This is a genomic window from Streptomyces sp. NBC_01197 (assembly GCF_036010505.1).
Classification (GTDB): Bacteria; Actinomycetota; Actinomycetes; order Streptomycetales; family Streptomycetaceae; genus Streptomyces.
Genome location: NZ_CP108569.1, coordinates 4765001 through 4785184, shown reverse-complemented (window position 1 = coordinate 4785184; position 20184 = coordinate 4765001). Strand labels below are relative to the sequence as shown.

General features: G+C 67.3%; 13 protein-coding genes and 2 rRNA genes (1 of these 15 running past the window's edge). 4 read left to right on the top strand and 11 right to left on the bottom strand.

The annotated features are described in order from the left end of the window. Positions 1 to 15: 15 nt before the first annotated feature. On the bottom strand, positions 16 to 522 hold the full coding sequence (locus tag OG452_RS21910; protein ID WP_327297289.1) for a DUF6912 family protein: 507 nt from the start codon (positions 520 to 522) through the stop codon (positions 16 to 18). 346 nt (positions 523 to 868) lie between these two features. On the opposite strand from OG452_RS21910, the gene OG452_RS21905 reads away from it, so the two are divergent. Continuing rightward, on the top strand, positions 869 to 1267 hold the full coding sequence (locus tag OG452_RS21905; RefSeq protein WP_327297288.1) for an Rv3235 family protein: 399 nt from the start codon (positions 869 to 871) through the stop codon (positions 1265 to 1267). Positions 1268 to 1360: 93 nt separating this feature from the next. Here OG452_RS21905 and secA read toward each other — a convergent pair whose 3' ends face one another. Next, on the bottom strand, positions 1361 to 4168 hold the full coding sequence (secA, locus tag OG452_RS21900; RefSeq protein WP_327297287.1) for a preprotein translocase subunit SecA: 2808 nt from the start codon (positions 4166 to 4168) through the stop codon (positions 1361 to 1363). A 280-nt stretch (positions 4169 to 4448) separates the two neighbouring features. Between secA and OG452_RS21895 the strand changes: the two genes are divergently transcribed. Beyond that, a complete protein-coding gene (locus tag OG452_RS21895; protein ID WP_327297286.1) occupies positions 4449 to 5024 on the top strand; it encodes a GNAT family N-acetyltransferase in 576 nt (191 codons plus the stop codon). 80 nt (positions 5025 to 5104) lie between these two features. Further along, complete coding sequence (locus OG452_RS21890) at positions 5105 to 6289, top strand: winged helix-turn-helix domain-containing protein (protein ID WP_327297285.1); 1185 nt, start codon at positions 5105 to 5107, stop codon at positions 6287 to 6289. Positions 6290 to 6376: 87 nt separating this feature from the next. Here the strand turns inward: OG452_RS21890 and OG452_RS21885 are convergent, their stop codons facing one another. The 7 genes from OG452_RS21885 to mtnA all read right to left on the bottom strand — a co-directional run bounded on the left by OG452_RS21885 (position 6377) and on the right by mtnA (position 15116). Then, a complete protein-coding gene (locus tag OG452_RS21885) occupies positions 6377 to 7153 on the bottom strand; it encodes a response regulator transcription factor (RefSeq protein ID WP_327297284.1) in 777 nt (258 codons plus the stop codon). A 220-nt stretch (positions 7154 to 7373) separates the two neighbouring features. Then, positions 7374 to 8063, bottom strand: coding sequence for a ribosome hibernation-promoting factor, HPF/YfiA family (gene hpf, locus OG452_RS21880; protein WP_327297283.1), 690 nt, complete (start codon positions 8061 to 8063; stop codon positions 7374 to 7376). A 349-nt stretch (positions 8064 to 8412) separates the two neighbouring features. After that, positions 8413 to 9135 carry a ComF family protein gene (locus OG452_RS21875; RefSeq protein ID WP_327297282.1) on the bottom strand — a complete coding sequence of 241 codons (723 nt, stop codon included), beginning with the start codon at positions 9133 to 9135 and terminating at the stop codon, positions 8413 to 8415. A gap of 135 nt (positions 9136 to 9270) precedes the next feature. Beyond that, on the bottom strand, positions 9271 to 11094 hold the full coding sequence (locus tag OG452_RS21870; protein WP_327297281.1) for an LpqB family beta-propeller domain-containing protein: 1824 nt from the start codon (positions 11092 to 11094) through the stop codon (positions 9271 to 9273). 85 nt (positions 11095 to 11179) lie between these two features. Beyond that, on the bottom strand, positions 11180 to 13312 hold the full coding sequence (mtrB, locus tag OG452_RS21865) for an MtrAB system histidine kinase MtrB (protein WP_327297280.1): 2133 nt from the start codon (positions 13310 to 13312) through the stop codon (positions 11180 to 11182). Between the two features lies 1 nt (position 13313). Next, positions 13314 to 13991, bottom strand: a complete 678-nt coding sequence (mtrA, locus tag OG452_RS21860) for a two-component system response regulator MtrA (protein WP_014046352.1) — start codon at positions 13989 to 13991, stop codon at positions 13314 to 13316. Between the two features lie 15 nt (positions 13992 to 14006). After that, positions 14007 to 15116: an S-methyl-5-thioribose-1-phosphate isomerase gene (gene mtnA, locus OG452_RS21855; RefSeq protein ID WP_327297279.1), complete on the bottom strand. Its 1110-nt coding sequence runs from the start codon at positions 15114 to 15116 to the stop codon at positions 14007 to 14009. A 140-nt stretch (positions 15117 to 15256) separates the two neighbouring features. Between mtnA and OG452_RS21850 the strand changes: the two genes are divergently transcribed. Further along, entirely contained in the window at positions 15257 to 16498 is a 1242-nt protein-coding gene (locus tag OG452_RS21850; RefSeq protein ID WP_327297278.1) for a hypothetical protein, read from the top strand. Between the two features lie 444 nt (positions 16499 to 16942). On the opposite strand, the gene rrf is transcribed toward OG452_RS21850, so the two are convergent. Continuing rightward, positions 16943 to 17059, bottom strand: a 5S ribosomal RNA gene (gene rrf / locus OG452_RS21845). A 78-nt stretch (positions 17060 to 17137) separates the two neighbouring features. Further along, positions 17138 to 20184, bottom strand: a 23S ribosomal RNA gene (locus tag OG452_RS21840); it runs 78 nt beyond the window's last position.

Genomic DNA, 20184 nt, shown 5'->3' with positions numbered 1-20184 from the left:
TCTGACAACGGCCCCTCAGGCGATCAGGTGCGGGATCTCCTGCACACCGAACCAGAGCAGTTCATGGTCATCGGCGCCGTCCACCGTGAACTGCGCGTCGTCGTCACCATGGTCGGCCGCGCCCAGTGCACCGGCCGCGGCCGCGACATCCGGCTCGGCGTCGTCCGCGTCGGCGTGGACGGCCGCCGCCTTCGACAGCGGCACAGCGGAGGCGATCCGCACCTCACCGAGCGAGCTCGCGTCAAGACCGCGGTCCGGGTCGGCCACCGCGTCCTGGTCCGGTACGTCGACAGCGACGACCACCCGGCGGCGGGCGATGCCCGGGTCCCCGGCCAGCAGCCGCAGCGAGGCCGATGCGGCCCGGTTGAGCGCCGCGTACTCCAGCTCCTCGATGTCGTCGGAGACGTACCACTCCCGCAGGCCGGGCGTGACGGCGTAAGCCGTCAGCGGTCCTGGGCCCAGTTCGCCCGCCGCGTGCGCCGCTGCGAGACCGGGGAGGGTCAGTGGGACGTACACACGCATGGCCGGCCGCTTTCGTCGTCGGATGGGCGCCGCGGGATCCGTCCGGAGGACCGGAAGGCGGCCCGGCGGAGCCCGGTGATGCCTGATGAAGAAGGTCCCAGGATACGTATCGGGTCCCCCTTCGTGGCGCCGGGAGCAGCCCGGGACGGCGTCCACCCGGCGGTGTCCGGGAACGCGCCGCATCCGCCCGTGGCTCCGGCCCGTCACCCGGATAGGTGAACCCGGACGGCACCGCCCGCACGCCGCCGGCTCCCTTGCCACGGCTCCGCCGCCCCCCGTAGAAGAGGCGCAGCAGAAGCTACCGCCCGGTATCGACCGGGCCCGGCAGAGCGGGGGCTCTCACCACATGCAGCGGACCAGGCCGGCGGGCCGGCACGACCAGCACAGGCCAGGCACCACCACGATCCAGCGCCGACGGCTCAAGCCGCACTACTGGTTCGCCGAACGGCTCCTCGCCGTACTCAGCGGGCAGCGGCCCGTCCACTGGATGCTCGGGCACACCATCGGTGAGGCCTACGACCAGTTGGTGCTGCTGGCACCGGGCACACCACTGCGGGCCACGGGGGTGCGGCCCGTCGTACGCCACTGCGGCGAGTTCGTCCCGGCGCCCGGCGTGATCGAGGCATTCGCCAGGATCGGCTCGGGCGAGCAGGTACAGGCGATGGCGTTCCGGCTCGAACAGGGCGCCGATCTGCGCTGGCGGTGCGCCGCGGTGGAGCTGGGCGGCGAACGCGTCGGCGTATGACCGGTCAGCCATACGGAAAGGACCGGGCCGTACACCGCGGAAACAGCGGTGTACGGCCCGGCCCTTACGACATGCGGCTCGCGGCCGCTGCCGTTACTTCTTGCGGCGCCGGCCGCCCTTCTGTGCCTTGCGGCGCTCGGCGCGCGTCATCCCGTCCGCCTCGGAGCGGGGGCCGTCCTCGTTCTCGAAGTCGCCCTCGACGACACCGCCCTCACCGTCCACGGTCGGGGCCGAGAAGTGCAGCCTGTCGGGCCGCTGCGGGGCCTCCAGGCCCTTGGCCCGGATCTCCGGACGCGCACCAGCGGGCACCGCTTCCTTCTCCAGCGACGTCTTCTCCGCCTCGTCCTGGACCGGAACCTCCTCGACCTGCTGCTCGACCTGGACCTCCAGATTGAACAGATAGCCGACGGACTCCTCCTTGATGCCCTCCATCATGGCGTTGAACATGTCGAAGCCCTCGCGCTGGTACTCGACCAGCGGGTCCTTCTGCGCCATCGCACGGAGGCCGATGCCCTCCTGGAGGTAGTCCATCTCGTAGAGGTGCTCACGCCACTTGCGGTCCAGCACCGACAGGACCACACGGCGCTCCAGCTCACGCATAATCTCGGAGCCGAGCTGCTCCTCGCGGCCCGCGTACTGCTCGTGGATGTCGTCCTTGATCGACTCACCGATGAACTCGGCGGTGATACCGGCCCGGTCGCCCGCCGCGTCCTCCAGCTCCTCGACGGTGACCTTCACCGGGTAGAGCTGCTTGAACGCGTTCCACAGGCGGTCCAGGTCCCACTCCTCGGCGAACCCTTCGACCGTCTCCGCCTGGATGTACGCGTCGATGGTGTCGTCCATGAAGTGCTGCACCTGCTCGTGCAGGTCCTCGCCCTCCAGGACCCGGCGGCGCTCGCCGTAGATGACCTCGCGCTGGCGGTTCAGCACCTCGTCGTACTTCAGGACGTTCTTACGCGTCTCGAAGTTCTGCTGCTCGACCTGCGACTGCGCAGACGCGATGGCCCGCGTCACCATCTTGTTCTCGATGGGCACGTCGTCGGGCACGTTGGCCATCGCCATGACGCGCTCGACCATCTGGGCCTTGAACAGCCGCATCAGGTCGTCACCGAGCGAGAGGTAGAACCGGGACTCGCCCGGGTCGCCCTGACGTCCGGAACGGCCGCGCAGCTGGTTGTCGATACGGCGCGACTCGTGGCGCTCGGTGCCCAGCACGTACAGCCCGCCGAGCTCCTTGACCTCGTCGTGCTCGGCCTTGACCGCGTGCTCGGCCTTCTCCAGCGCGGCGGGCAGCGCGGCGGCCCACTCCTCGACGTTCTCGTCGGGGTCCAGTCCCCGCTGGCGCAGCTCCGCCTCGGCGAGGTCGTCCGGATTGCCGCCGAGCTTGATGTCGGTACCACGTCCGGCCATGTTCGTCGCGACGGTGACAGCGCCCTTGCGGCCGGCCTGCGCGATGATCGGCGCCTCCCGGTCGTGCTGCTTCGCGTTGAGCACCTCGTGCTGCACTCCGCGCTTGGAGAGCTGCTGCGAGAGGTACTCGGACTTCTCGACCGAGGTGGTGCCGACCAGGATCGGCTGGCCCTTCTCGTGCTTCTCCGCGATGTCCTCGACGACCGCGTCGAACTTGGCCACCTCGGTGCGGTAGATCAGGTCGGACTGGTCCATGCGGACCATTGGCCGGTTCGTCGGGATCGGCACGACACCGAGCTTGTAGATCTGGTGGAACTCGGCGGCCTCGGTCATGGCCGTACCGGTCATGCCGGAGAGCTTGCCGTACAGACGGAAGAAGTTCTGCAGGGTGATCGTGGCGAGCGTCTGGTTCTCGTCCTTGATGTCCACCCCTTCCTTCGCCTCGATGGCCTGGTGCATGCCCTCGTTGTAGCGGCGGCCGGCGAGGATACGGCCGGTGTGCTCGTCGACGATCATGACTTCGCCGTCGATGACGACGTAGTCCTTGTCGTTCTTGAAGAGCTCCTTGGCCTTGATCGCGTTGTTGAGGTAACCGACGAGCGGGGTGTTCACCGACTCGTAGAGGTTCTCGATGCCGAGCCAGTCCTCGACCTTGGCGACACCGGGCTCGTGGATGGCGACCGTGCGCTTCTTCTCGTCGACCTCGTAGTCGCCGGTCTCCTCGATGCCCTTGAGCTGGTTGCCCGCCTCGCCCTTCGTCAGCCGTGTGACGAGCTTCGCGAAGTCGCCGTACCACTTGGTGGCCTGGTCGGCCGGGCCGGAGATGATCAGCGGCGTACGGGCCTCGTCCACCAGGATCGAGTCGACCTCGTCGACGATGGCGTAGTTGTGGCCGCGCTGGACGAGCTCGTCCTGGGCCCACGCCATGTTGTCGCGGAGGTAGTCGAAGCCGAACTCGTTGTTCGTGCCGTACGTGATGTCGCAGGCGTACTGCTCACGGCGCTGCGCCGGGGTCATGTTGGCGATGATGCAGCCGACTTCGAGCCCCAGGAACTTGTGGACCCGGCCCATCATCTCCGAGTCGCGCTCGGCCAGGTAGTCGTTCACCGTGATCAGGTGGACGCCCTTGCCGGACAGCGCGTTCAGATAGGCGGGGAGCGTGCCGACCAGGGTCTTGCCCTCGCCGGTCTTCATCTCGGCCACATAGCCGAGGTGCAGGGCGGCGCCGCCCAGCAGCTGTACGTCGTAGTGACGCTGGCCGAGGACGCGCTTGGCGGCCTCACGGACCGTCGCGAAGGCCTCGGGCAGCAGGTCGTCGAGGCTTTCGCCGTCGGCGAACCGCTCCTTGTACTCGTCGGTGAGGGCCCGCAGCTCGGCGTCGGAGAGGTTGATGAAATCCTCTTCGATGGAGTTGACCTGGTCCGCGATGCGGTGCAGCTTGCGCAGGATCTTTCCTTCGCCTGCACGCATGAGCTTGTTGAAGACGGACACGGGGGTTGGTCTCCTTGCCGGTCGGGCCTGGCGCGGTCGAGTTCATGGTCTGAACCTCCCGGGGTGCTACCCCCGGACCCGGGCCGGAGAAACAGACCGACCAGGGAGCCCGGCTTACTTTCACGCGGCAAACCGGGGTAGAGCAACGGCCATCGTAAGCGAGGACCCCGCCGCGCCGGGAGGCCTGCCGTTCAGGACAACGGTCGGGGTGTCCGGAAGGTGCCGGGACAACCCTGAAAAAGCCATGGCCCCTGCTCGGCACGGGCAGCAGAATCAACCGATGGACCCCGTGACACTGACCTCGGAGCGACTGCTGCTGCGCCCCTTCACCGCCGCTGACACCGAGCCCGTGTTCCGGGCCTGTCAGGACCCCGACATCCAGCGCTGGACGATCGTCCCCTCCCCTTACCGGCGCGAGGACGCGGAGAGTTTCACCGGACAGGTCGTTCCGGACGGCTGGCGGGCGGGCACCAGCCTGGCCTTCGCCGTGCTGGCCCGCGCGGACGCCCGGCTGATCGGTGCGATCTCCGTGTTCCAGCGCGGACAGGCAGGCACCTGGGAGATCGGCTACTGGATGGCGAAGGAGCACCGGGGCAACGGATACATGGCCGAGGCCGTGACCGTACTCACGCACTGGTCGCTTACCAAGCTGGGCGCGGAGCGTCTGGAGTGGCGGGCCGAGGTCGGCAACGCCGCGTCGCGGGCGGTGGCGGAGAAGGCCGGATTCCGCGTCGAGGGCCTGCTGCGCGCGGACCTCCTGAACAAAGGCACCCGCAGAGACTGCTGGCTGGGCGCGATACTCCCATCCGATCTGGGACTGCCCACGGAACACGCGTACCTCCCGGCCGGTCAGTGACCCTCCCACCTGCGCCCGCCCCCGCATCCGGATCCACCGGCGCCCCCCGGTTGTCAGTGCTGCCGCCTATCGTTCGGGGCATGACTCCTGTGCCGCCCCCAGCCGTCGAACTCTCCGCCGACGAGGCCCGCCGGACAGCGCTGCGGGCCCAGGGATTCCTGGGCGCGCCCGACCGGCGGGGCGGGGTGCGCAGAGTGCTGCGCCACCTCGGGGCGGTGCAGCTGGACACCATCTCGGTCCTGGCGCGCTCGCACGAACTCATCCCCTACGCCAGGCTGGGCGCCGTCGGACGCAGGACCGTCGAGGACGCGTACTGGTCCGGGGGCCGCTCCTTCGAGTACTGGTCGCACGCGGCCTGCATCCTGCCCATCGAGGAGTGGCCGCACTTCGCCTTCCGCCGCCGCGCCTACCGCGACCGCCCGCACTGGAATCACGAGCTGCCCGAGTCGGCGTACGAGACCGTGATCAAGCAGCTGCGCGCGGAGGGCCCGCTGACGGCCACCGAACTGGGCGGCGCGAAGAACGGCGGCGAGTGGTGGGACTGGTCGGCGTCGAAGGTCGCGGTCGAGCGGGCGCTGATGTACGGAGAGGTGGTGTGCACGGAGCGGCGCGGCTGGAAGCGGGTGTACGACCTGGCCGAGCGCGCGATCCCCGGCCCGCTGCTCCATGACGAGCTGGACGACCGGGAGTGTGTCCGGCGCCTGGTCGCGCTCGCGGGAAAGTCCCTGGGGGTGGGCACCCGTACGGACATCGCGGACTACCACCGCCTCAAGGCCGAGCAGTTCGACGCGGTCGTCGCGGACTCGGGACTGGTCCCCGTCAGGGTGGAGGGCTGGTCCAAACCGGCCTGGGCGGACCCGGATGCACTGTCGTCCCCGCTCCGCGGCCGGCACCGTACGACGCTGCTCTCGCCGTTCGACTCACTGGTCTGGGAGCGCGCCCGTACGGAGCGGATCTTCGGCTTCGCCCACCGGCTGGAGGCGTATGTCCCCAAGCCCAAGCGGATCCACGGCTACTTCTCCATGCCCCTGCTGGCCGGCGGGAAGCTGGTGGGGCGGGTCGACCCCGCGCGGGAGGGCAGCACCCTGGTGGCCAGGCAGATCTCCCTGGCCGGCCGGAAGGCGGTGGGCCCGATGGCCGAGGCCCTGGCCGAGGCGGCGGCCTGGGTGGGGTGCACGGACGTGCGAGTGGAGCGCATCAACGAACCGGAGCTGCGGGCCCCGCTGGCGGCGTCCCTGACCGGGGCGTTGGACGCGGCCCGGTAGCGGCCCCCGGACCACCCGCTCGTCAGCGGCTGGCCCCGGCGTCTGTTCGCGGCCTTTGATCGCAGCCTGTGATCCCAGCATTCGGCATCAGCGGATTTCGAGGATCTTCTCGCGCATCGCGTAGACCACGGCCTCCATCCTGGAGTGCAGCTGCAGTTTCTCCAGGATGTTGCGGACGTGGTTCTTCACGGTGTTCTCGGAGATGAACAACTCCTTGGCGATGTCCCGGTTGTTCATCCCGGTGGCCACCAGCTTCAGAACCTCCAGCTCACGCTCGGTGAGCCGGGGGGCCGGTACGAGCCTGCGCTCGTCGGTGCGCTGGATCATCGACTTGAACTCGGTGAGCAGTTTCGACGCCATGGAGGGGCTGATCTGGGACTGCCCGTCGGCCACCGCCCGGATCGCCGTCGCCACTTCGTCGGTCGAGATCTCCTTCAGGAGATAGCCGGTGGCCCCCGCCTTGATCGCGTCGTAGAGGTCGGCCTCCTCATCGCTGATCGTCAACATGATGATCTTCGCGCTGGGTGCCACCTCCTTGATGGAGGTGCAGGCCTCGATGCCACCGCGCTTGGGCATCCGTACGTCCATCAGCACGATGTCGGGCAGCAGATCGGCGGCCTTGTCCACCGCCTCCGCGCCGTCTCCCGCCTCGCCGATGACCTGGATGTCCTCCTCCGCGGCGAGGACGATCTCCAGACCGCGCCGGAAGAGGGCGTGATCGTCCACCACCAGGACGCGGATCGGCTCCTTGCAGGAGGCCCCACCGTGGTCCACCCCGCCGAGGTCCACGCCACCATGGTCCGCCGCACCGTGGTCCATGGGGTCCTCGTCCCGGTCGCGCGCGGGACCGAAGCGGTCCGCCATCGTTCCTCCCCCTGAAGCATGGGCCCGAAGTTCATGTACGACGTCATCCACCACACCAACCGAAGCTCACAGAAGCCCGATTGGCGCGCGCCGCCATGATTTCATGCCGGAACGACGGAACGGCGATCCCCAGCCCCGATCCCCGATCCCGATCCCCACCGCACGGCGGCGCCCCCGGTGCGCGTGTACACGTCCGGGGGCACCGCGACGGGTAATGAAGTCATCCGCCGAGCGCACCGCCGGCGCCCGCCGCCTCCATGTCGGCGAGCGGGTCGGTCGTCAGGTGGATGACACCGTAGTCGTAGGCGTGCCGCCGGTAGACGACACTGGGCTCCTTTGTCTCCGCGTCGACGAACAGATAGAAGTCGTGCCCCACCAGCTCCATCTCGTAGAGCGCCTGGTCGAGCGACATCGCTGCTGCGATATGCGTCTTCTCGCGGACCACCAGCGGGCCTTCGCCCTGGACTTCGAGCGAACCAATCCTGGTGGTCGGAATGGTCTGGGTCGCCACATCGGCGGTGAACTCACCGTTACCGTTGACCGACGCCGCATCCGGCACCGCCTCGACGGCTTCGGCCGCCGAAATGCGGCCCGCGCCCCTCCTGTTGTGGCGCTTCTCGTTCTGCTTCCGCAGCCGCGCCTCCAACTTGCCCGTGGCCAGATCCAGCGCTGCGTACGGGTCGCCTGCCGCTGCCTCCGCCCGGATCACCGGGCCTCGGGAGTGCAACGTGATTTCCACACGGTCCGAACGGTCGGCCTGCCTCGGATTGGGTTCCTTGGACACCTCGACGTCAAGGCTGATCACCTTGGCGTCCAGCTTCTGGATCTTCTCAATCTTCAGCTTCTCGGCGACGTGCTTGCGGAACCGCTCGGGTACTTCGGTTTTGCGGCCCTTGACGACGATGTCCACGCAGAACTCCGTTCCCGGATCGCTCCGCTCAGCGGCGGAGCAACTCCCTCTTGCACCAGACCCCGGTGAGCACCGGAGTCTCGGACTTGGTGACTTTCACCTCCTCCTCCCCCGTCGGGAAGATCCCCACCCACACCAGCCTCCGGCCTCGCAAGCATCCGGGTTTCCACGGAACCAGCGGAAACCGGAAAGTGCCATGCACGTCCGTGTAGTCAAGTGAGCCACAGCTTTCGCCATTCCTCATAACCGAACATAGCTCGCTGGGACGGGTATCGGCACCCGCTACTGACGCGTACCCCCGTTCAGGTGGTTTTTACCGCTCGCTACCTGCAACGATGCAAGTTAGCTGTCAGTTCCGGTTTATTTCGAAAGACAACGGCGGTGCGGCGACGACCGCGGCCACCGGTTCCCCTGCTCCGGGGAATCTCCGGCCTGCCGCTGCCCGTACAGCACGCGCCGCCTCCACGAGTGATGCTCCGGTCGTCATGAGATCGTCCACCAACACCACCCTGCCCCCGTCCAGCAGCCCTACGCCCCCAGGCGCCACTTCGAGTGCCCCCGAGAGATTCGCCAGCCGCTGCGCGGCGTCCAGGCCCGCCTGATCGGCCACCGCCCGCCGCTGCCGGAGCAACCCCAGCATCCGCGCCGGTGTCCCGGTCCTGCGCAGCTCGGCCGAGGCGGCGCAGGCGATCCGGCGGCCCGCGTCATGCCCCCGGGCCCGCACCGCACCGCGCGACGAAGGCACCGGAACGAGCAGCAGCGGCTCCCCGCCCGCGCTACGCCGTGCCGCGGCCCGCACCGCCGCGGCGAGCGCACGACCGAGCACCCCCGCCAGCCCCAGCGCGCCCCGCTCCTTGTGCGCGAGCAGCACCGCCCGCACCGCGTCCTCGTACGCCGCGGCGCCCCACACCGCCGGCAGTCCCGTCGGCTCGGGATCCGGCCTGGCCCGGCGCACCGGACCGCCGCAGAGAGCCTCGGCGCATTCCGCGCAGAGCGCCGTACGAGATCTGCCGCAGCCTCCGCACGCGCTCGGCAGCACCACTTCGGAGATTTCCCGCCACCACCCCCTCATGGCTTCCACTCTCCCAAGCTGCGGAGCTTCCGGCCACCCCTGTGGATAACCACCTGTGGACAACCAGGGAGGTCACGGACGACTACCGGATGCAACCACCCGCCAGATATCCGGAAGCTGCCTCCGGACAGCCGCTTATCCAGGATAGACCGGCGACTTCCCTTCCTCCACCACGGTTTTCCAATTCGCACGCGGAGGCAGCCGCACAATCCCGTCCTCGTCCGAGAGCGCCATCAGCGGCAGCCTGTCGTCGTCCGAAGCGGCGACGGCGGTGATCCGGTTGGCTCCCGGCAGCGAGTTCGCACCGGAAACCGAACCGTCCGCCTGCATATAGCGCACCTGCTGCACCCCGCCGGCCTCCTTGCCGACCACCACGAGCCGGCTGCGGCCCGCCCAGGACACCGCCGTCACATCCGCCATCTGCGGTGCGGCCGGGCGCAGTTCGTCCACGACGGGGACCGTCGGGCTGTCCGCGCTCCCCTGCTGGACCACCCGGCCCACCTTCAGCGTCGTATGCCCGTCCTTCGTCAGCAGCAGCGCGATCCGTACCCCGTCGGACGACATCCGCAGCCCGGCGATACGCGCGCCGTCCAGTCCGAGTACCGGGACCGACTGCGGCTCGCCCGAACCGCCGGGGAACCGCAGCAGCTGCGGATTCGCCGGGTTCCGGTCAGCCACCCAGAGATCTCCGCAGCCGTCCCAACTCGGGGCCGACAGACGGTCCTTCTCCTGCTTCGCGTGGCTGGTGTACAGCTGCTCGGCCGTTTCGTCGCCGGAGACGATCGACGACGTGGACAGCGTGCTGCTGTCCTTCGACACACCCGCCGCGCGGCGTTCGTCGCGGGCCACCGCCACTGTGCTCAGCGGCTTGGCGCCCGTGCCGAGCGGACCGGCGACAGGCTCGGGATCCGCCTTCCCCGAGGTGTCACCGCCGATGGCCTGCATCCGTACGAGCCGGCCCTTGGCATCCACGAAGTACTCGCCGGCCGGGCTGCCCGATGTGTGGTCCGGCGCGTACTCCTGCGACTGGTCCGCGCTGAGCACACACAGCTGAGAGCCGTCCGCACGCTCCAGCTCCACCTGTCCGGCCCGCATGGACGTCACATCGCGCAGGGTGAAGAGCAGTTGAGCCGCCATCTGCCGGCACTGACCCTGACCGACGCCCGACGCCTTCTCGTTGAGCGGAACCTTCAGGCCGTTCTGGTCATCGAGCGTCAGGGACCGGACGCCCTTCTTGAGCGCCGTTCCGGCCGGGAAGCGCGAATCCGCCACCGGCCGCAGCCAGTTGGTCGGCCCGTCCAGCAGGGAGGCGACCGTCTGCGTCAGCGGGTCCATCCTCGTCTCGGGGTCGATGCCCTGACGGAGATAGACCGGGTCGGCGACAAGCCAGTTCCGGCCTGGCGAGCCGTTCGCTCCCGCCCCTCCCGAAGCTCCCAACCCTCCGGACGTCCCGGACGTGGGCGCGGAGGCGAAGTAGTACTTGTTGACGGAGTGATAGTTGCGCTGGAAGTCGGAGAGGCTGAGGAGCAGACCGGCGGGCAGATCGTCGATACGCCACCCGTTGCCGTTCTGATGCACCAGGTGGATGGAGTTGCGGTACGTGCCCTTGTCGGGCTGGTACGCGTGCTGCTTGTCGACCACGGCCACTTCCGCGCCGCTCAGTTCGAACGTCGAGGAGACCTGCGGCGCGTCCCGGTCGTTGGCCGGATTCGCCCGGCGCGTGGGCCCGTCGGCGAGCACCGTGGTCCGCGCATCCGGGTCCCACTTGCGGGACGCCTCCTTGGTCAGGTACTTCCTGGCCGTGGCGAACTGCAGATCGTCGCTGGTCATCGCCTCCAGGAAACCGTCCACGATCTCGGCGGGCGCGGCTCCCTCGCGCGGCGGCACCGCGTACACCTTGACCTGCGAGTCGCTGCGCTGCGAAGGGTCGACGGCTTCGATGTCCCCGCTGTTCGGCATCGACGCACAGCCGGCCAGCAGTATGCCGCCGCAGCCGAGCCAGACGTATGCCCGAAGTGCCCGTATACCCCGGCTGCCCCCACGATCATCGCCCACGGGCGGTGTCCTCCCGGTCCGAAGCTTGTGTTGCGGAGTCACCGGCGCGTGCTGCCGAATCACCGGCGTGCGTCGCGGAGTCACCGGCCCTCGATACCACCCGTGCGCCACTGCCCGGCAGCGCCGTCGGATCGGCCGGTATCGCACGAGGCAGCGGCGGGAGCGGCGAACGGTCCGCACCTGGCTGGGCCGGCACCGCGACCAGCCGCCCCGCCTCGGCCTGCGAGGCGCGGGCGCGCCGCGAGTCGTCGGGCTCCAGCGGTATCGGGGAGCCGCGCAGCGGTTCGTCCGCCGTACGCGGCAGGGTCAGCCGGAACTGCGAACCGCCACCCGGCTCACCCCACGCCTGGAGCCAGCCGCCGTGCAGCCGCGCGTCCTCGACGGCGATCGACAGGCCGAGCCCCGTGCCGCCGGTCGTACGGGCCCGCGCGGGGTCGGCCCGCCAGAAGCGGCTGAAGACCCGTGTCGCCTCGCCCGGCTTCAGCCCCACACCGTAGTCACGCACGACGATCGCGACGGCGCCCCCCGCGACACCGAACCGGACCACCACGTCGTTGCCCTCGCCGTGTTCCACGGCATTGACGACGAGATTGCGCAGCACGCGCTCGACCCGCCGCGCGTCGACCTCGGCGACCACGGGCTGCTCGTCGCCGACGACCCGGATCCGGCTGCCCTTGCGCTCCGCGAGCGGCTCGGCACCGGATATCACCCGGCGCACGGTCTCCCGCAGATCGATCGGCTCCGCCTCCAGCGCGGCGGCGCCCGCGTCGAACCGGCTGATCTCCAGCAGATCCGCGAGCAGCGACTCAAAACGGTCGAGCTGATCGCCGAGCAGCTCGGCGGAGCGCGCGGTCACCGGGTCGAAGTCGCTGCGCGCGTCATGGATGACATCGGCGGCCATCCGTACGGTCGTCAACGGGGTGCGCAGCTCGTGCGACACGTCGGAGACGAAGCGGCGCTGCATCCGGGAGAGGTCCTCCAGCTGCTGGATCTTCAACTGAAGGCTCTGCGCCATCTTGTTGAAGGCCTCGCCGAGCCTGGCGATGTCGTCCTCGCCGGTGACCTTCATCCGCTCCTGGAGACGCCCGGCCGAGAGCCGCTCGGCGATCCCGGCGGCCATCCGCACGGGCGTGACCACCTGCCGCACCAGGAACCAGGCGATCGCCCCGAGCAGCACCACCACGAACAGCCCGGCGGTGGCCAGGGTGCGCTTGACCAGGCTGAGGGTCTTCTCCTCCTGCGAGAGCGGGAAGAGGTAGTAGAGCTGGTACGGCTTGTGGTCGATGTCCTCAAGACGCTGCCCCACGACCAGACCGGGCTCCGGCGCCCGCCCGTCGACGTACCTGATGTCCGTGTACGTCTTGTACGGCGCCGTGCCCTGGTCGACGCTCGTGCGCAGCTTCTCGGAGACACTGTCGGGGCTCACCTGGCCGGATGTACGCTCCCCGCCGTGGCCCGCACCCGTCTCCTCGGAGGCCGGTGCGAGGGTGACCACGTTGTACGCGCCCTGGCCGCCGCTGGCGAGCTGGGCGACGAGGTCGGTGCGCCACTGGCGGGAGTTGCTGGCCGCCCCGGTGTCGGCGGAGTCGCTGTCGGACACCGTCGTCGCGTCGGCCTTGTCCTTGGCGACCGTGAAACCGCCCGCGGCCTGGCTGACCGCGGCCTTCCCCTTGGCGTCCAGCAGACCGTTGCGCACCTGGCCGATGACGACGAATCCGAGCACCAGGACCACGGCGAGCGACATCAGAAGCGTGCCCGCGACCACCCTGAGCTGGATGTTCCGCCGCCAGAGGCGCACAGCGGGCAGCAGCGGACGGCGTACCCACCGGGCGAAGAGCCGCAGCACGGGACCGCCGGGCGCTCCGTCCTTGAGTAGCCGGCCACCTCGCAGGAAACGGTCGCCGAGCCTGCGCAGCGCGGCCCCTCCGAGCGACGGGCCGAACGGGCCGGATGCACCGGCTGAACCAGCCGTATCAGCTGAACTGGCTGAACCGGCCGTATCAGCCGTATCAGCCGAACCGGTCGGCGCGGTGGACCGGGCCCCGTTCACCGCGGGCCCGGCAGCCCGCTCCGGCCGTACTCCCGGCTCCCCGGGCGTCGGAGCGGCACTGCTGGGAGCCATGTCAGCTTGGTCCAGCCTTGTATCCGACACCGCGGACGGTCACCACGATCTCCGGCCGCTCGGGGTCCTTCTCGACCTTCGAGCGCAACCGCTGAACGTGCACATTGACCAGCCGGGTGTCCGCAGCGTGGCGGTACCCCCACACCTGCTCCAGCAGCACCTCGCGGGTGAACACCTGCCACGGCTTACGGGCCAGCGCGACCAGCAGATCGAACTCCAGCGGGGTCAGGGCGATCGACTGCCCCTCCCGCTTCACGGAGTGACCTGCCACATCGATGACCAGATCACCGATCGCCAGTTGTTCCGGCGCGGGCTCCTCCGACCTCCTCAGCCTCGCCCTGATACGGGCGACGAGTTCCTTGGGCTTGAACGGCTTGACGATGTAGTCGTCGGCCCCTGATTCGAGCCCCACCACCACATCGACGGTGTCGCTCTTCGCCGTGAGCATCACGATCGGCACACCTGACTCGGCCCTGATCAGCCTGCAGACCTCGATGCCGTCCCGTCCGGGCAGCATGAGATCGAGCAGCACCAGGTCCGGCTTGGCGTCACGGAATGCAGCCAGTGCCTTGTCGCCGTCCGCTACAAATGACGGCTCAAAACCTTCACCACGCAGCACAATGCCGAGCATCTCGGCCAGTGCGGTGTCGTCATCGACGACAAGGACGCGTCCCTTCATACCGACATCATCCCATTAGCTAATCGTTACCTGGCGTGACCTGTCACACAATGCGGTGAGTGCGCCCCTGGTGACAGGGGATGCGACCCCCGATTCCGTGACGACGGCCGTCACGAGGTCGGGGGGTGTGACATCGAACGCGGGGTTGTACGCCTGCGTCCCCAGCGGCGCCACCGGCACCCCGCCGCACTCCATGACCTCCCCGCCCGCACGCTGCTCCACCTCGATGGACGCACCGTCCGGAGTGGACAGGTCGACCGTGGTCGTCGGAGCGACGACCACGAACGGCACATGGTGGTACTTGGCCAGCACGGCCAGCGGATAGCTGCCCACCTTGTTGGCCACGGAGCCGTCCGCGGCGATCCGGTCGGCACCGATCAGTACGGCGTCCACCTCGCCCGCCGCGAAGAGCGACCCGGCCGCGCTGTCGGTGAGCAGTGTGTACGCCATCCCGTTGCGGGCCGCCTCGTACGCCGTCAGACGCGCCCCCTGCAGCAGTGGCCGCGTCTCGTCCACCCACAGACGCCGCAGACTGCCCGCACGGTGCGCCGCCAGCGCCACGGCGAAAGCGGTGCCCTCACCGGCCGAGACCAGTGCCCCGGTGTTGCAGTGTGTCAGAATCCGGTGCCCGCCGCCCGGCAGCAGCTCGTCGAGGAGCGCCAGACCCCTGACCCCCATCTGCCGGCTGGCCTCGATGTCCTCCTGGTGAAGCGCCCTGGCTTCGGTGAGCGCCGCTGCCGCTGCCGCACCGCTGTCCGCACCTCGCCGGACAGCTGCCCGGTACGCCTCGGCCACCCTGTGCACCCCGTAACCGAGATTCACCGCGGTGGGCCGCGCGCCCGCGAGGAGCGCCGCCGCCTCCTCCACGTCGTATCCCCGTACGGCAGCGAGCACGACCCCGTAGCCTCCGGCGACCCCGAGCAGCGGCGCACCCCGGACAGCGAGCGTCTGGATGGCCCTGACCAGCGCGGGAACATCCGTGCACACCAGCTCGACCTCTTCGCCGGGCAATCGAGTCTGGTCGAGCAGAACGACGACCGGCCCCTCCGGCGGCTCGTCCCAGCGCATCGAAGGAAGCATGGGCGGCCCCGCACGCAGCGGGATTTGCTCGTCCTGATCAGCCATCCGCCCAGTCTGCCCCGTGTGGCACCGACAATTGAAGGTGCAATGGAGATACAGCAGCGGCTCCGCTGCTGTATCTCCCATGACACGATGGCTGTCGACCTGCTGCCTTGACGCGCGGACAGGCATGTGAAGGAGCGACAATGAACGACTCTCCGGGCTGGGCCTCGCCCGGATCCGCCCCCTCCGACGGCCAGGAGCCGGGCGTCCCCCGGCCCGCCGAGCCGACCGGCCAGGGGGGAGCCGCTCCGAAGTGGTCCAGCGACCAGCCGCCGGCCGCACAGTGGTCCCCGCCGAGCGCGCCCCCCGTGCCCTCGCAGCAGGCGTCCGGCCGGGGCCCGCGCGCGCGGGCCGGTAACGGCCGGGAGAACACCGGCTGGAGCGGACCGCCGCAGGGCGGATGGGGGTACCAGCAGCCCGTCGTGGCCAAGCCGGGTGTCATCCCGCTCAGGCCGCTCGGCGTCGGGGAGATCCTCGACGGCGCGGTGTCGACGATGCGCGCCCACTGGCGCACGGCACTCGGCCTCACGATCGGCGTGGCAGCCGTCGTCCAGCTCTGTTCCGTCCTGATCCAGCACTATCTCCTCCCCGAGCCCACGCAGATCGACAGCGGGGCCAGCCCCTCGGAGCAGCTGCACCAGAGCGTGGACTCGCTGCGGACGACCCTGCTCAGCCTGGGGCCGGTGTACGCGATCACGCTGATCGGGACGATCTTCACGACCGCGGTACTGACCATGGTCGTCAGCCGCTCCGTGCTGGGCCGCCCAGTGACGCTCGCCGACGCCTGGCGCGAAGCCAGGCCGCAGCTCCCCCGGCTGCTGGGGCTGAGTCTGCTGCTGCCCGTCACCTACGCCGCGGTGATGACGATCGGGCTGCTTCCCGGCGTCCTGGTCGGTGGCTCGGAGGGTGCCGGGCTCGCAGCCCTCGGCGGGCTCGCCGCGGTCGTCGTGGTCCTCTGGCTGTGGATCTGCTTCAGCCTGGCCGGACCGGCCCTGATGCTGGAGCGGCAGGGCATCGCGGCGGCACTGCGCCGCTCGGCGAAGCTGGTGAAGGGCGTCTGGTGGCGCATCTTCGGGATCACGCTGCTGGCCCTGTTGCTGACCGCCCTCGTGTCGGGACTCATCGACCTGCCGTTCAATGCGGCCGCCATGATGGCCGACGGCAAGGGCATCAGTGACCTCGTCTCCAGCAAGACTCCGGAGTTCGGCTGGCCGTACCTGATCATCAGCGGCATCGGCGCGATGCTCACGTCGGCGCTCACCTACCCATTCACCGCCGGTGTGACGGTGCTCCTCTATGTCGACCAGCGCATCCGCCGCGAGGCGCTCGACATCGATCTCGCACGATCTGCGGGCCTACCGGGCTACGAGACCTCCGCGAGCTAATACGCCGCACGACCCGAACCCCACAGCGGCCTTCGATCCACCAACCACATCCGGTGATGGATCGAAGGCCGCTGTCGCGCGTCGGGGGCGCCCAGCCCCTCGGGAAGCTTGCCTACTTGGGCCTCGCCGCCGACGAGCCGGCGTATCTGCGTCCCAGCGTCCGGCCAGGAGGAGCGGCCCAACGGCAGCCCCACCGACCTTCCCCGCCGGAGCTGCCGTACTCGCCCGCCATGCGCTCTCCTGACAGCAGCACCGGAAGACCGGTCACCCCCGGCCCATCGGCTGGCGGGCCCACCGCACGACTCAGCCGTCGTAGCCAGGCGCCATGTGGCCTCCTGAACGCGTCCGCCGCGCCCTTTATCAACCTAAATATTAAAACCGCAGGTGGACGCAGAAATGCCTCAGCCCCGGACCATAACGGTTCCGGGGCTGAGGCTAAAAATTGTTCGGCGGCGTCCTACTCTCCCACAGGGTCCCCCCTGCAGTACCATCGGCGCTGAAAGGCTTAGCTTCCGGGTTCGGAATGTAACCGGGCGTTTCCCTAACGCAATGACCACCGAAACACTATGAAATTAACCAACACCGGTAACTACACGGTCGTTCGTTATTTCAGAACTAACACAGTGGACGCGAGCAACTGAGGACAAGCCCTCGGCCTATTAGTACCAGTCAGCTCCACCCGTTACCGGGCTTCCACATCTGGCCTATCAACCCAGTCGTCTACTGGGAGCCTTAACCCCTCAAAGGGGGTGGGAATACTCATCTCGAAGCAGGCTTCCCGCTTAGATGCTTTCAGCGGTTATCCTTTCCGAACGTAGCCAACCAGCCATGCCCTTGGCAGGACAACTGGCACACCAGAGGTTCGTCCGTCCCGGTCCTCTCGTACTAGGGACAGCCCTTCTCAATATTCCTACGCGCGCAGAGGATAGGGACCGAACTGTCTCACGACGTTCTAAACCCAGCTCGCGTACCGCTTTAATGGGCGAACAGCCCAACCCTTGGGACCGACTCCAGCCCCAGGATGCGACGAGCCGACATCGAGGTGCCAAACCATCCCGTCGATATGGACTCTTGGGGAAGATCAGCCTGTTATCCCCGGGGTACCTTTTATCCGTTGAGCGACAGCGCTTCCACAAGCCACTGCCGGATCACTAGTCCCGACTTTCGTCCCTGCTCGACCCGTCGGTCTCACAGTCAAGCTCCCTTGTGCACTTACACTCAACACCTGATTGCCAACCAGGCTGAGGGAACCTTTGGGCGCCTCCGTTACTCTTTAGGAGGCAACCGCCCCAGTTAAACTACCCATCAGACACTGTCCCTGATCCGGATCACGGACCGAGGTTAGACATCCAGCACGACCAGAGTGGTATTTCAACGACGACTCCACAACCACTGGCGTGGCCGCTTCACAGTCTCCCACCTATCCTACACAAGCCGAACCGAACACCAATATCAAACTGTAGTAAAGGTCCCGGGGTCTTTCCGTCCTTCTGCGCGAAACGAGCATCTTTACTCGTAGTGCAATTTCACCGGGCCTATGGTTGAGACAGTCGAGAAGTCGTTACGCCATTCGTGCAGGTCGGAACTTACCCGACAAGGAATTTCGCTACCTTAGGATGGTTATAGTTACCACCGCCGTTTACTGGCGCTTAAGTTCTCAGCTTCGCAACCCCGAAAGATCACTAACCGGTCCCCTTAACGTTCCAGCACCGGGCAGGCGTCAGTCCGTATACATCGCCTTACGGCTTCGCACGGACCTGTGTTTTTAGTAAACAGTCGCTTCTCGCTGGTCTCTGCGGCCACCCCCAGCTCACCAAGTAAATCGGATCACCAGGAATGGCCCCCCTTCTCCCGAAGTTACGGGGGCATTTTGCCGAGTTCCTTAACCATAGTTCACCCGAACGCCTCGGTATTCTCTACCTGACCACCTGAGTCGGTTTAGGGTACGGGCCGCCATGAAACTCGCTAGAGGCTTTTCTCGACAGCATAGGATCATCCACTTCACCACAATCGGCTCGGCATCAGGTCTCACCCTCCATGCCATCCGGATTTACCTGGATGACGGGCTACACCCTTACCCCGGGACAACCACCGCCCGGGCTGGACTACCTTCCTGCGTCACCCCATCGCTTACCTACTACCACCTTGGTTCAGCGGCTCCACCACTCCCCTTTGCCCGAAGGCTCCAGGACGGCTTCACGGCCTTAGCATCAATGGGCTCAGTACTGGGCGTTTCAAAGCGGGTACCGGAATATCAACCGGTTGTCCATCGACTACGCCTGTCGGCCTCGCCTTAGGTCCCGACTTACCCTGGGCAGATCAGCTTGACCCAGGAACCCTTAGTCAATCGGCGCACACGTTTCTCACGTGTGTATCGCTACTCATGCCTGCATTCTCACTCGTGAACCGTCCACAACTCGCTTCCGCGGCTGCTTCACCCGGCACACGACGCTCCCCTACCCATCCCAGCCCCCGTTAGGGGTACATGCTGGAATGACACGACTTCGGCGGTACGCTTGAGCCCCGCTACATTGTCGGCGCGGAATCACTTGACCAGTGAGCTATTACGCACTCTTTCAAGGATGGCTGCTTCTAAGCCAACCTCCTGGTTGTCTCTGCGACTCCACATCCTTTTCCACTTAGCGTACGCTTAGGGGCCTTAGTCGATGCTCTGGGCTGTTTCCCTCTCGACCATGGAGCTTATCCCCCACAGTCTCACTGCCGCGCTCTCACTTACCGGCATTCGGAGTTTGGCTAAGGTCAGTAACCCGGTAGGGCCCATCGCCTATCCAGTGCTCTACCTCCGGCAAGAAACACACGACGCTGCACCTAAATGCATTTCGGGGAGAACCAGCTATCACGGAGTTTGATTGGCCTTTCACCCCTAACCACAGGTCATCCCCCAGGTTTTCAACCCTGGTGGGTTCGGTCCTCCACGACCTCTTACAGCCGCTTCAACCTGCCCATGGCTAGATCACTCCGCTTCGGGTCTAGAGCGTGCAACTCAAACGCCCTATTAGGACTCGCTTTCGCTACGGCTTCCCCACACGGGTTAACCTCGCTACACACCGCTAACTCGCAGGCTCATTCTTCAAAAGGCACGCAGTCACGACTGACAGTACAAGTACCGCCAGCGACGCTCCCACGGCTTGTAGGCACACGGTTTCAGGTACTATTTCACTCCGCTCCCGCGGTACTTTTCACCATTCCCTCACGGTACTATCCGCTATCGGTCACCAGGGAATATTTAGGCTTAGCGGGTGGTCCCGCCAGATTCACACGGGATTTCTCGGGCCCCGTGCTACTTGGGAGTCACACAAGCAAGCCGTTGATGTTTCAGCTACGGGGGTCTTACCCTCTACGCCGGACCTTTCGCATGTCCTTCGCCTACACCAACGGTTTCTGACTTGCCCAACAGCCGGCAGACTATTGAAGTGCAATCCCACAACCCCGCATGCGCAACCCCTGCCGGGTATCACACACATACGGTTTGGCCTCATCCGGTTTCGCTCGCCACTACTCCCGGAATCACGGTTGTTTTCTCTTCCTGAGGGTACTGAGATGTTTCACTTCCCCTCGTTCCCTCCACATGCCCTATGTGTTCAGGCATGGGTGACAGCCCATGACGACTGCCGGGTTTCCCCATTCGGAAACCCCCGGATCAAAGCCTGGTTGACGGCTCCCCG

Coding starts and splice junctions, on each gene's coding strand:
- OG452_RS21910 (WP_327297289.1), bottom strand. CDS start 522: ATGCGTGTGTACGTCCCACTGACCCTCCCCGGTCTCGCAGCGGCGCAC.
- OG452_RS21905 (WP_327297288.1), top strand. CDS start 869: ATGCAGCGGACCAGGCCGGCGGGCCGGCACGACCAGCACAGGCCAGGC.
- OG452_RS21895 (WP_327297286.1), top strand. CDS start 4,449: ATGGACCCCGTGACACTGACCTCGGAGCGACTGCTGCTGCGCCCCTTC.
- OG452_RS21890 (WP_327297285.1), top strand. CDS start 5,105: ATGACTCCTGTGCCGCCCCCAGCCGTCGAACTCTCCGCCGACGAGGCC.
- OG452_RS21885 (WP_327297284.1), bottom strand. CDS start 7,153: ATGGCGGACCGCTTCGGTCCCGCGCGCGACCGGGACGAGGACCCCATG.
- OG452_RS21875 (WP_327297282.1), bottom strand. CDS start 9,135: ATGAGGGGGTGGTGGCGGGAAATCTCCGAAGTGGTGCTGCCGAGCGCG.
- OG452_RS21870 (WP_327297281.1), bottom strand. CDS start 11,094: ATGCCGAACAGCGGGGACATCGAAGCCGTCGACCCTTCGCAGCGCAGC.
- mtrB (WP_327297280.1), bottom strand. CDS start 13,312: ATGGCTCCCAGCAGTGCCGCTCCGACGCCCGGGGAGCCGGGAGTACGG.
- mtrA (WP_014046352.1), bottom strand. CDS start 13,991: ATGAAGGGACGCGTCCTTGTCGTCGATGACGACACCGCACTGGCCGAG.
- mtnA (WP_327297279.1), bottom strand. CDS start 15,116: ATGGCTGATCAGGACGAGCAAATCCCGCTGCGTGCGGGGCCGCCCATG.
- OG452_RS21850 (WP_327297278.1), top strand. CDS start 15,257: ATGAACGACTCTCCGGGCTGGGCCTCGCCCGGATCCGCCCCCTCCGAC.